This window comes from Arhodomonas aquaeolei DSM 8974 (assembly GCF_000374645.1).
GTDB classification, from domain to species: domain Bacteria; phylum Pseudomonadota; class Gammaproteobacteria; order Nitrococcales; family Nitrococcaceae; genus Arhodomonas; species Arhodomonas aquaeolei.
Genome location: NZ_KB894804.1, coordinates 1 through 11,821 on the forward strand (window position 1 = coordinate 1; position 11,821 = coordinate 11,821).

Consider the following 11,821-nt stretch of genomic DNA (forward strand, 5'->3'; position numbering starts at 1 on the left):
AGTGTGTGGTGGGTAGTTTGACTGGGGCGGTCTCCTCCCAAAGAGTAACGGAGGAGCGCGAAGGTACCCTCAGCGCGGTCGGAAATCGCGCCTTGAGTGTAAAGGCATAAGGGTGCCTGACTGCGAGACACACACGTCGAGCAGGGGCGAAAGCCGGCCTTAGTGATCCGGTGGTTCTGCATGGAAGGGCCATCGCTCAACGGATAAAAGGTACTCCGGGGATAACAGGCTGATTCCTCCCAAGAGTCCACATCGACGGAGGAGTTTGGCACCTCGATGTCGGCTCATCACATCCTGGGGCTGTAGCAGGTCCCAAGGGTATGGCTGTTCGCCATTTAAAGTGGTACGCGAGCTGGGTTTAGAACGTCGTGAGACAGTTCGGTCCCTATCTGCCGTGGGCGTCGGAGATTTGAGAGGATCTGCTCCTAGTACGAGAGGACCGGAGTGGACGTACCTCTGGTGTTCCGGTTGTCACGCCAGTGGCACTGCCGGGTAGCTACGTACGGACGGGATAACCGCTGAAAGCATCTAAGCGGGAAGCCCCCCTCAAGATAAGATCTCCCCGGGGACTCGATCCCCCTGAAGGGCCGTGGAAGACCACCACGTTGATAGGCCGGGTGTGGACGTGCAGTAATGCATGAAGCTAACCGGTACTAATTGCCCGTGCGGCTTGGCCATATAACACCCAAGCAGTCTGAGACCAATGCGCATGTCCAAGTGCGCGTGCGACTTCCCGATCAAACGGCCCGCGCGGCCCAAAAAACCGCGCTCAGGCCAACCGGCTCGCCTGGCGAATATAGCGAGTGGGAACCACCCGATCCCATACCGAACTCGGAAGTGAAACCACTCCGCGCCGATGATAGTGCCGCCTCGCTGTGGTGCGAAAGTAGGTCATCGCCAGGCTCTTATCCCTAAACCCCCGGCCATTAATGGCCGGGGGTTTTTTTATGCAAATTTGTCAGGTGCCGCGGTACGCCGCAGGGGCCCCTCGGCCCCGGATACTGCCCCGCGGCCGGCGTAATTGGTTTACCCCGGCTCGTACGGGATGGGGGCAGCCAGGTGTGCGCGCCTCCCTTGGCAGAGGTAAATCAGGTACAGTGACGGCCTGTCTTCAACGGCCACGGACAGGCCATCACGTCGGAAATTCGCGGAGAGGGAATAATGGCAAGCGGCTCGGTCAACAAGGTCATCCTGATCGGCAATCTTGGGGCGGATCCGGAGGTGCGTTACGCGCCCTCGGGCAGCGCGGTCACCAACATCCGGGTCGCGACCACCGAGCAGTGGCGGGATCGCCAGAGCGGCGATCGCCAGGAGCGCACGGACTGGCACCGCGTCGTGTTCTTCAACCGCCTGGCAGAGATCGCCGGGGAGTACCTGCGCAAGGGCTCTAAGGTCTACATCGAGGGCCAGCTCCAGACCCGCAAATGGCAGGGGCAGGACGGTCAGGACCGCTACACCACGGAGGTGGTGGCGCGCGAGATGCAGATGCTCGATACCCGTACCACCGGTGGTGGCGGCGGCGGAGGCGGCCCGCGGCCCGAGCCCCAGGGCGGTGACGGGGGCTACGGTGGCGGCGGCGGCCGTCAGCCGGAGCCGCCGCAGGACGATTTCGACGACGACATCCCGTTCTGACACCGCGAGTGACGGCGAGGACGGACCTGCCGGGCGAGTGCGTCCCGGCAGGCAGCGCATGGTGGTCTGATGCCCCCGCCACCCGGGGGGGCAGGCCAACGGCGGTACCCGCGCTTGCTGGGAACGCGTAATGCGGCTGGCGAAGATCAAGCTCTCCGGCTTCAAGTCGTTCGTGGACCCCACCACGGTGACGCTTCCCGGCGATCTCGTGGCGATCGTCGGGCCGAACGGCTGCGGCAAATCCAACATCATCGATGCCGTGCGCTGGGTCATGGGCGAGAGCTCGGCCAAGCACCTGCGCGGCGAGTCGATGGCGGACGTCATCTTCAATGGTTCCGGCAGCCGTAAGCCGGTGGGTGCCGCCTCGATCGAGCTCGTCTTCGACAACAGCGACGGCACCATCACCGGGCAGTACGCCGGCTACAACGAGATCGCGGTGCGCCGCCAGGTGAACCGCGACGGCCAGTCCGCGTACTACCTCAACGGCACACGCTGCCGCCGGCGCGACATCACCGACATCTTCCTTGGCACCGGTCTCGGGCCGCGCAGCTACTCGATCATCGAGCAGGGCATGATCTCGCGGGTGATCGAGGCGCGCCCCGAGGAGCTGCGCCGCTACCTCGAGGAGGCGGCGGGCATCAGCCTGTACAAGGAGCGCCGGCGTGAGACCGAGCGGCGCATCCGCGACACCCTGGAGAACCTGGAGCGGCTCGAGGACGTTCGCGACGAGGTCGCGCGCCAGCTCGAGAAGCTCAAGCGCCAGGCCGACACCGCCGAGCGTTACAAGGGCCTGCGGGCCGAGCAGCGCCAGCGCCAGGCGGAGCTGCACGTCCTGCGCCTGCAGGGTCTGGAGGCCGAGCGCGAGCGCCTGGAAGGCGAGCTGCGGCGCCGCGACACCGAGGTCGAGGCCGCGGTCGCCGAGCAGCGCCGGCTCGAGCGCGAGACCGAGAGCGTGCGCGCACGCCACGCCGAGGACAGCGACCGCCTCAACGAGATCCAGGCCGAGTACTACGGTGTTGGCTCCGAGATCACCCGCCTCGAGCAGCGCATGAAGCACCAGCGTGAGATGCGTGAGGCACGCCGCGCGGAGGAGGCGCGTACCCGTGAGGCGCTGGATGAGCACCGGGCCAGCCTGGAGCAGGACGGCGAGAAGCTGCGCCTGGCCGAGGAGCGCGTCGCCGAGCTGGAGCCGGAACACGAGGCCCTTGCCGAGGCCGAGGCCGGTGCCGACGAGGGCGTGCAGCAGGCCCAGCAGGCACTGGAGGACTGGCGCGAGCGATGGGAGCGCTTCAACGAGGACGCCCAGCAGCCGGCGCGTACCGCCGAAGTCGAGCGTGCCCGTATCGAGCAGCTCGAACGTCAGGGTGAGGAGCGGATCCGTCAGCGAGAGCGCCTCGCCCAGGCGATCGAGTCCCTGGACGAGGCCCTGGCCCGCGAGTCGGACGAGGCCGGCGCGGAGCGTCTGGAGGCCCTGGAGGAGCGCCTGGAGGGCCTGCGCGAGCGCCTGGACGAACGCGACGAGGCCCTGACGGCACTCGAGGACGAGGCCACCGAGCTGGACGAGTCCCTGGAAGGGACCCGGGAAGAGCGCCACCGTACCGCGGCACGGCTCACCTCCCTGGAGACCCTGCAGGAGGCCGCCCTCGGCGAGGGCGAGGCGGCGGGGCGCTGGCTTGCCGCGCAGGGCCTGGACGACGGCGAGCGGCTGGCCCGCCGCCTCGACGTCGAGCCGGGCTGGGAGCGGGCCGTGGAGGCGGTCCTCGGGGCCCACCTGCAGGCGGTCCTGGTCACGGATCCCGGGCGCTACGTGGCCGCCCTAGCGGCCCTGGAGGGTGACGAGATCGTGCTCCAGCGGCCCGCGGACGGGGTGCCGGATGGGGCATCGCCCGGCGACGGGCTTGCGCGGCGGGTAAGCGCCCCGTGGCCGGTGGCGGGGCTCTTCGCGGGGGTCCATACCGCCGAGGATGTGGATGCCGCACTGGCCCGAGCCCCCGACCTCGCGCCCGGCGAGGAGATCGTCACGCCGGACGGCACCCGTTTCGGACCGGACTGGGTGCACGCCCGCGGCGAGGCCCGTGACGACACCGGCGTGCTGGCACGGGAGCGCGACCTCTCGGAGACGCGGGAGGCGCTTGAGACGCTGGATGCCCGGCTCGCCGAACAGGAGGCCCGCCGCGGCGAGCTGCGTGAGCGCATCGCCGATCTCACCGAACGACGGGACGACGACCGCGATGCCCTCCACGAGGCCGAACGCGAGCGCGCCAGCCTGCAGGCGCAGGTGGACAACCAGCGGGCCCAGCAGCAGGAGCGCGGGGAGCGCCGCCGCGCCCGCCAGGCGGAGCTCGAGGACCTTGCCGAGGCCATCGAGGAGATCAATGCGGACGTCCGTGCCGCTCGCGAGCGCCAAGCCGAGGCGCTGGATCGCAGTGAGGCCCTGGACGAGACCCGGGAGCGGCTCAACGAGGAGAAGCTCGGTCTGCAGGACCAGCTGGATGCGGCGCGCGAACGCCTGGCCGACGTGCGCTCGCGCCGGCACGACGTGGCACTGCGCCTGGAGAGCGCGACCACGGCCAGACAGTCCCTGGCGGAGTCCGTCTCGCGCCAGAAGGCCCAGTGCGAACGCCTCGAGGCGCGGCTCGCGGAGCTCGCAGCAGCGGACGACGAGCCCGCCGAGGTCGACGACGAGGCCGCCGAGGCCGAACGCCAGCGCCTGCTGGAGCGTCGCCAGTCCGTGGAACACGAGCTCGGCGAGGCCCGCACCCGCCTGGGTGACGCGGAGGAACGGCTGCGCGATCTCGAGACCCGCCGCGGCGAGGCCGAGCGCTCGGTCACCGAGCTGCGCGAGGGCACGGAGTCCGCGCGTTACCGCAGCTACGAGCTCAAGATCCGCATTCAGACCCAGGCCGAGCAGCTCGCGGAGATGGAGGTGGATCGCGCCGAGACCGCCACGGCGCTGCCGGAGGACGCCGACGAGCAGCGCTGGGAGGCGGAGCTGGAGCGCCTGGATGAGCGCATCCGCCGCCTGGGGCCGATCAACCTGGCGGCGATCGACGAGTACCGCGAGCTCGAATCCCGCAAGGGCTACCTCGACAGCCAGTACGAGGACCTCAACGAGGCCCTGGAAACCTTGCAGTCCGCGATCCGGCGCATCGACCGGGAGACGCGCCAGCGTTTCAAGGAGACCTTCGAGAAGGTCAACGAGGGCATGCAGCGTCTCTTTCCCCGGCTTTTCGGCGGCGGCAGCGGCTACCTGGAACTCACGGGCGAGGATCTGCTCGAAACCGGTGTGGCGATCATGGCGCGCCCGCCGGGCAAGCGGGTGAGCAACATCCACCTGCTCTCCGGCGGCGAAAAGGCGCTCACGGCAGTGGCCCTGGTGTTCGCCATCTTCGAGCTCAACCCGGCGCCGTTCTGCATGCTCGACGAGGTGGACGCACCGCTGGACGAGGCCAACGTCGGGCGTTTCTGCGACATGCTCCAGGCCCTGTCGGACCGGGTGCAGTTTATCGTCATCACCCACAACAAGGTGACCATGGCCGCGGCCAGCCACCTTGCCGGCGTGACCATGAACGAGCCCGGAGTCTCCCGGCTGGTGGCCGTGGATATGGAGGCGGCGACCGCGCTGGTGGACACCCCGGGGGACGGGGCTTGAGCTTCATGCACGCGCCATGCAGGCTGTTCCGAGCATGGCGAGCGCCCTCGGCCATGGCATCCAGGTGAGCGATCGGACGGGAAGATGGACGAACTGCGCTGGCTTTTGATCATTCTCGGTGCCCTGGTCATTGTGGCCATCTACCTGCATGGCACGTTCCAGAACTGGCGCCATGACGGCCTGCCCTGGTCCCGGAACCGTCGCAACCAGCGCGAGCCGTTCGCCGGCGGTGGTGTCGAGGAGCCCCACCTGGACGACGAGCTGCCCGAGTTCGATCCGGAGCTGGAAACCGGGCGCGAGACCGGGGACCTGGGCCGGGAGGGTGACGATGACGACCGGGTGTCGCCGTTTCACGACGTGGGGGCGGAGGCCGATCCCGAAGCCGGCATGGACGAAGGTGACGACCTCCCCGCCGGCCGCGACGAACGTGACTTCCCCGCCTGGGCCCACAGCCGCGTCGAAGGCTCACGCTCCCGGGCCGAGGAGTGGCCCGTGCCGGAGGCGGACGACGACGACTGGTGGCCGGACGATGACCTTCCCGTTGGCAGCACGCCGGATGACGGAAGCCCGGACGCGCCGGAAATCGAGGAGGGTGTCGAGGGCAGCGACGCCGGTGCGCTCGGCGACGGTGGCGGCGAACGCGAGCCCGCCCGCCGTGGCCGGCTCGCCGAGCGCCTGCGCCGGGCCCTGGGCACGGACGGCGGTGGCGACGGCAGCCGTGGCGGGGGCGAGGCCGAGGCGGACGTGCCCCCGGGGCTGGAGGAGAAGATCGTCGTCATCAACGTGCTCGCCCCCAACGGCGAGCGATTCCTCGGGCCCGCGGTGCAGGATGCCCTGCAGTCCGCCGGCCTGACCTTCGGCGAGCACGGCATCTTCCATCGCTACATCGAGGGCAGCCGCGGCCGGGTCGCGGAGTTCAGCGTCGCCAACATCCTCAACCCCGGCTGGTTCGACCTGGAGCGCATGGAGGGGTTCGAGACCCCGGGACTCGCGTTCTTTCTCCGCCTGCCGGGGCCGTTCGACGCCGTGACGGCCTTCGAGGAGATGCTGGAGGCCGCGCGCCACGTGGCCGGCGAGCTCGACGGCCAGCTTCTGGACGCGCGCCGCTGCGACCTCACCCACCAGGCCGTGGAGCACCTGCGCGAGGAGATGATCGAATACCGCCGGCGCGCGCATCTCGCCCGCCGGCAGCACCGAGAGTGACCACCCCGAACCCATGAGCGAGTCCAACGACGCCTTCCCCGAGGCGGAACGCCGTGCCGCCGAGCTGCGCGAGACCCTCGCCTACCACAACCATCGCTACTACGTCCTCGACGAGCCGGCCGTCTCCGACGCCGAGTACGATGTGCTGCTGCGCGAGCTCCAGGACCTGGAACGGCGATGGCCGTCGCTGGCGACCCCGGACTCGCCCACCCAGCGGGTCGGTGCGCTGCCGCTGGAGGCCTTCGAGCCGGCACGCCACGAGCAGCCCATGCTCTCGCTGGGCAATGTCTTCAGCGAGGAGGAGCTGCGCGAGTTCGACCGCCGGGTGCACGAGCGTGCCGCCGGTGACGGGGTCGCCTACGTGTGCGAGCCCAAGCTCGACGGCCTGTCGGTGAACCTGCGCTACGAGGACGGCCTGCTCGCGCGTGCCGCCACCCGGGGCGACGGCGAGGTCGGCGAGGACATCACCGCCAACGTGCGCACCATCCGCTCGGTGCCCCTGCGCCTCACCGGCGAGGCCCCGTCGCTGCTGGAGGTCCGTGGCGAGGTCGTCATCCGCAAGGCGGACTTCGAACGCCTCAACGCCCGGCGCGAGGCCGCCGGCGAGCGGACCTTCGCCAACCCCCGCAACGCCGCCGCCGGCAGCCTGCGCCAGCTCGATTCCCGGATCACCGCGCGCCGGCCGCTGACCTTCTTCACCTTCGGCACCGGGGCCAGTTCCGAGGCGCTGGCAGCTACCCACAGCGATGTGCTCGCGCGGCTCGAGGGCTGGGGGTTCCGGGTCAATGAGCACGTCCAGCGCGTCGACGACGTGGACGGCTGCCTGGACTACTACCAGTGGCTGCTGGAGAACCGCGAGACGCTGAGCTACGAGATCGACGGCGCGGTCTACAAGGTCGACGATCTAGCCCTGCGTGAGCGCCTGGGTTTCACCGCCCGTGCACCCCGCTGGGCCGCCGCGCACAAGCTCCCGGCGCGGGAGGCGACCACGGTGGTCGAGACCATTGCGGCCTCGGTGGGACGCACCGGCGTGATCACCCCCGTGGCCGAGCTGGCGCCCGTCGAGGTCGGTGGTGTGACCGTCAGCCGCGCCACGCTGCACAACCTCGATGAGGTGCGCCGTAAGGACGTGCGCGAGGGGGACACCGTCATGGTCCGCCGTGCCGGTGATGTCATCCCCGAGATCACGGCGGTAATCACCGAGCGGCGGCCTGCCGGCGTCGAGCCCTGGGAGATGCCCGAGGCCTGTCCGGTATGCGGCTCCGAGGTGCTGCGCCTGGACGAGGAGGCCGCCCACCGCTGCATCGGCGGGCTGTACTGCCCGGCCCAGCGCATGGGCGCGCTGCTGCACTTCGTCTCGCGCCGGGCCATGGACATCGACGGGCTCGGCGAGAAGCTCGTCGCGCAGCTCGTCGAGCGCGACCTGGTGCGCACCGCCGCCGACCTGTATCACCTCGATGCCCGGCGCCTGAGCGGGCTGGAGCGCATGGGCGAGCGCTCCGCCGCGAACCTCCTGCGCGCCATCGACGCCTCCCGCGAGACGACCCTGGCGCGGTTCCTCTATGCCCTGGGGATCAATCACGTGGGTGAGGTCACCGCCAAGGCCCTGGCGGCCCACTTCGGCGAGCTCGATGCCATCAGGCAGGCGGATGAGGAGGCCCTTGAGTCGGTGCCGGACGTGGGGCCCGTGGTCGCGCAGAGCGTGGCGCACTTCTTCGCCCAGCCCCACAATCAGGAGGTCATCGACGGCCTGCTCCACGCCGGTGTCCACTGGCCGGCCCCGGAGGGGCGTGACGGTGATGAGGCGCCCCTGGCGGGCCGGACCTTCGTGCTGACCGGCACCCTGGAGGGGTTCACCCGCGACGAGGCGCGGGCGCGGATCGAGGCCCTGGGCGGCAAGGTGACGGGCAGTGTCTCCGGGCGCACCGACTACGTCGTCGCTGGCGCGGACCCGGGCTCCAAGCGGGACAAGGCAGAGCGCCTGGGGGTGAGCGTGCTGGACGAGGCCGCCTTCCGCGAGCTCGTCGGCGGCGCCGGCTGAGAGGCGGGTGGCCGGCTCAGCTGTCCTCGCCGAAGCGCTCGGCGATCAGGGCCTCCAGCGCCTCCATTGCCTGCGCCGCGTCGCTGCCCTCGGCCTCGATGAGGATGCAGCTGCCCTGGGCGGCGGCGAGCATCATCATGCCCATGATGCTCTTGCCGTTGACCGTGCGTTCGTCGCGGGTGACCTGGATGTCGGCGTCGTAGTGCCCCGCGGTACTCACGAACCGGGCGGCCGCGCGGGCATGCAGGCCGAGGCGGTTGACGATCTCCACCTCGCGGCGGATCCGGGTCGGTTCAGCGGTGTCGCTCATGGTGCCTGTCTTGCTCCGCGGGGGTGGGTTCGACGAGCAGCACGCCGTCGCGACCGCCGGTGTAGGCCTTGTCCCTAAGGGCCGCCAGCGGCAGGTCCGGATAGTTGAGCACGCGCAGGAGCATCGGCAGGTTCAGCCCCGAAACCACCGCCGTACCCATGCGCTCACCCAGGCGCACCGCCACGTTGCTGGGGGTCGCGCCGAAGGCGTCGGTGAGGATGAGCACGCCGTCGCCGCTGTCGAGGCGGGTGAGCAGCTCGGTGCCCCGGTGGACCATCGCTTCGGGGCTGCTGTCCTGGGGGACGTTGAGGTGCGCCGTCTCCAGCGGGCACGCGCCGAGGATGGTGCGCGCGGTGTTGAGCAGCTCCTGGCCCACACGGTTGTGCGTGATGATCAGCAGCCCGACACTCATGGCAGCTCCCGGTGACGGACGTTGACCTGCCCGAGGCGGCCGCGGAAGTCCCCGCACAGCCGCTCGGCGAGATAGACGGAGCGGTGCTGTCCCCCGGTGCAGCCGATGGCGATGGTCAGGTAGCTGCGGTTCTCCTGCTGGAAGCGCGGAATCCATTCGGCGAGGAAATCCCGCACCTGGGTGTGGAAGGCGGTGACCGTCTCCTGCGCCTCGAGGAATGCCGCCACCGGCTCGTCGCGTCCGGTGAGCGGGCGCAGCTCGGCGTTCCAGTGGGGATTCGGCAGGCAGCGCGCGTCGAAGACGAAGTCCGCATCCGGCGGCAGGCCGTGCTTGTAGCCGAAGGACTCGAACATCAGCGAGAGGGTGTAGGGGGCCCGGACCAGGCGGGCCCGGACCAGGTCACGCAACTCGTGGACGGTGGTGCGCGTGGTGTCGATGGTCAGGTCCGCGCGCTCGAGCAGCGGCTCGAGCAGCTCGCGCTCGCGATGGATGGCCTCGTCCAGGGAGGTGTCCTCGCCGCTCAGCGGGTGTCGCCGGCGGGTCTCGCTGAAGCGCTTGAGCAGGGTGTCGCGCTCGGCGTCGAGGAAGAGGATCTCGCAGTTGATGCCGCTGGCGCGCAGCTGATCCAGTATCGCCGGGATGCGTGCCAGGTCCGATGGGCGGTTGCGCGCGTCCACGCCCACGGCGTAGCGGTCGTTGCCGGGCTCGTCCCCGGCAACGGCGGTAATGTGGCGGCCAAAGGCCTCCAGCAGGTCCACCGGCAGGTTGTCGATACAGTAGAATCCGGTGTCTTCCAGCGTGCTCAGTGCCACGCTCTTGCCCGATCCGGACAGCCCGCTAATGATGACGAGCCGCATTCAGTCGGTCCTCCGCGCTCGCTTGGCCGTGCGTAATGCCGCCGGCCTGACGGCACTCGCGTACCGCTGCCTCGATGAGCAGGGCGGTCATGGGGCCCGGGGCCAGGGTCAGCCGGGGCAGGGGGCGTCCGAGCAGTCCGCCGGTGGCCCAGCCCCCGGTCAGCGGGTCCGCACTCGCCCCGGGCGCGAGTACCACTTCCAGGACCACCGGGGCACGCCGTGCCAGCGCCGCATCCCCGAAGTGCTCGTCCACCCGGATCACGCCGAGGCCGCGTACGGCGAGCCGTCCGCGGGGGCCCTCGTCGGGGGCGCGGCCCTCGGGGGTGGCGCTGGCGGCGGCGAGTGTCACCAGGTCGTCGGCCACCAGGGCGTGCCCGCGATCGAGCAGGGCCAGTGCCGTGTGGCTCTTGCCCGTGCCCTCGGCCCCCCTGAGCAGGACCCCGTGACCATGGATGCGAACCAGGGTGCCGGGGACTCCGGGGCGCCCGGCAAGGCGGACGAGGGCGCGATCGATTCGCCAGGCCAGGGCCTCGTCGTCCGCCTCCAGTGTCATCCAGGGCGTGCCGTCGGCCGGCGCGGCGTCGGCGGACTCGCAGACGATCAGGCAGGCGCCGTCCGCGTCGGTGGTGCCACGGCGTACCGGGGCGTCGCCACCGAGCCAGCGCGGTGCATCCACGGGTAGCTCGACGGTCTCGCCGCCGCCGTGCGCCGCGGCCCCGAGCGCCCGTGCCAGGGCGGTGCGGGGGATGCGCAGCCGAGGCGTCATGCCGGCGCGCCGTCCACCAGCCGTTGTGACACCTGCTCGTAGAGGGAACGGTCGGTGCCGCTGGCACGGAGATGCTCGCAGAAGGCCGTGTCACTGAACATCTCCGCCAGCGTGGCGAGGATGCGCAGATGCTCGTCGGTGGACTCTTCCGGCACGAGCAGCGCGAAGAGCAGATCCACCGGCTGACGGTCGACGGCGTCGAAATCCACGCCCGTGTCGAGGTTGAGCACCGCCGCCACAGGGGCATCCAGGCCCGGCAGCCGGGCATGTGGCAGGGCGACGCCCCGGCCCAGACCGGTGCTGCCGAGCCGCTCGCGTCCGATCAGGCTCTCGAAGATGCTGCGGGTGTCCGGACCGGTCGCATCCTCGTTGAGCAGTTCCGAGAGCAGCTCCAGGCTGCGCTTCTTGCTGGTGGCATGCGCCCCGTAGCGAACCCGCTCGGGGGAGAGCAGTGCTGCAATGTTCATGGTGCCCCGGCCCTGAACTGGCGTTGTCCGGCACGTCGGCGGCGGTACGGGCCCGAGGCACCTCCCTGCGCCCGGTCTGGCAGGCCCGCCGCCGGCGTGGTCACTGGTCTGCCGGCCACCCCGGCCGGCAACGATGGATCATTCCTCGAGGGCCTGGCTCACCGGCCCCTCGTTACGGCGATGATCCGCGCGTTTCTCCTTGTGTTTGACCACCTGGCGATCGAGTTTATCCGTGAGTGCATCGATGGCGGCGTACATGTCCTCATCGGTGGCGTCGGCGAACAAGCGGGCGCCGCTCAGGACAAGGGTGGCTTCCGCCTTGTGGGTCAGCTTCTCGACCGTGAGGATGACATGCACATCGACGACGTTGTCGAAGTGACGCTCGAGTTTCTGGAACTTCTCGTTGACGTAGTCGCGCAGCGAGTCGGTCACTTCGATGTGGTGGCCGGTGATGTCGATCTGCATAGAGCCTCCTTTGTGG

General features: G+C 70.0%; 10 protein-coding genes and 2 rRNA genes. 6 read left to right on the forward strand and 6 right to left on the reverse strand.

The annotated features are described in order from the left end of the window. The 6 genes from C516_RS0106815 to ligA form a co-directional block, all read left to right on the forward strand. Positions 1-678 (forward strand): 23S ribosomal RNA (locus C516_RS0106815); the annotation flags it as partial. 108 nt (positions 679-786) lie between these two features. Beyond that, positions 787-903: ribosomal RNA gene (rrf, locus tag C516_RS0106820) — 5S ribosomal RNA — on the forward strand. Positions 904-1,161: 258 nt separating this feature from the next. Beyond that, the gene (gene ssb / locus C516_RS0106825) at positions 1,162-1,632 is read left to right on the forward strand and encodes a single-stranded DNA-binding protein (RefSeq protein WP_018717616.1); all 471 of its coding nucleotides are present in this window, start codon (positions 1,162-1,164) and stop codon (positions 1,630-1,632) included. 130 nt (positions 1,633-1,762) lie between these two features. Continuing rightward, positions 1,763-5,284: a chromosome segregation protein SMC gene (gene smc, locus C516_RS0106830; protein ID WP_018717617.1), complete on the forward strand. Its 3,522-nt coding sequence runs from the start codon at positions 1,763-1,765 to the stop codon at positions 5,282-5,284. An 84-nt stretch (positions 5,285-5,368) separates the two neighbouring features. Further along, positions 5,369-6,487, forward strand: coding sequence for a cell division protein ZipA (zipA, locus tag C516_RS20445; RefSeq protein ID WP_018717618.1), 1,119 nt, complete (start codon positions 5,369-5,371; stop codon positions 6,485-6,487). Positions 6,488-6,500: 13 nt separating this feature from the next. Beyond that, on the forward strand, positions 6,501-8,528 hold the full coding sequence (ligA, locus tag C516_RS0106840) for an NAD-dependent DNA ligase LigA (protein WP_018717619.1): 2,028 nt from the start codon (positions 6,501-6,503) through the stop codon (positions 8,526-8,528). A 16-nt stretch (positions 8,529-8,544) separates the two neighbouring features. On the opposite strand, the gene C516_RS0106845 is transcribed toward ligA, so the two are convergent. From C516_RS0106845 to hpf, 6 genes are all read right to left on the reverse strand, one after another. Continuing rightward, complete coding sequence (locus tag C516_RS0106845) at positions 8,545-8,838, reverse strand: HPr family phosphocarrier protein (protein WP_018717620.1); 294 nt, start codon at positions 8,836-8,838, stop codon at positions 8,545-8,547. Then, entirely contained in the window at positions 8,822-9,250 is a 429-nt protein-coding gene (locus C516_RS0106850) for a PTS sugar transporter subunit IIA (RefSeq protein ID WP_018717621.1), read from the reverse strand. The genes C516_RS0106845 and C516_RS0106850 overlap by 17 nt, the downstream gene beginning before the upstream one ends. Then, positions 9,247-10,107, reverse strand: coding sequence for an RNase adapter RapZ (gene rapZ / locus C516_RS0106855; protein ID WP_018717622.1), 861 nt, complete (start codon positions 10,105-10,107; stop codon positions 9,247-9,249). The genes C516_RS0106850 and rapZ overlap by 4 nt, the downstream gene beginning before the upstream one ends. Next, positions 10,088-10,873, reverse strand: a complete 786-nt coding sequence (locus C516_RS20450; RefSeq protein ID WP_018717623.1) for an HPr kinase/phosphorylase — start codon at positions 10,871-10,873, stop codon at positions 10,088-10,090. Before C516_RS20450 ends, rapZ begins: the two co-directional genes overlap by 20 nt. After that, positions 10,870-11,340, reverse strand: coding sequence for a PTS sugar transporter subunit IIA (locus tag C516_RS0106865; protein ID WP_018717624.1), 471 nt, complete (start codon positions 11,338-11,340; stop codon positions 10,870-10,872). Before C516_RS0106865 ends, C516_RS20450 begins: the two co-directional genes overlap by 4 nt. Before the next feature lie 138 nt (positions 11,341-11,478). Continuing rightward, a complete protein-coding gene (gene hpf, locus C516_RS0106870) occupies positions 11,479-11,805 on the reverse strand; it encodes a ribosome hibernation-promoting factor, HPF/YfiA family (protein ID WP_018717625.1) in 327 nt (108 codons plus the stop codon). Positions 11,806-11,821: the final 16 nt, after the last annotated feature.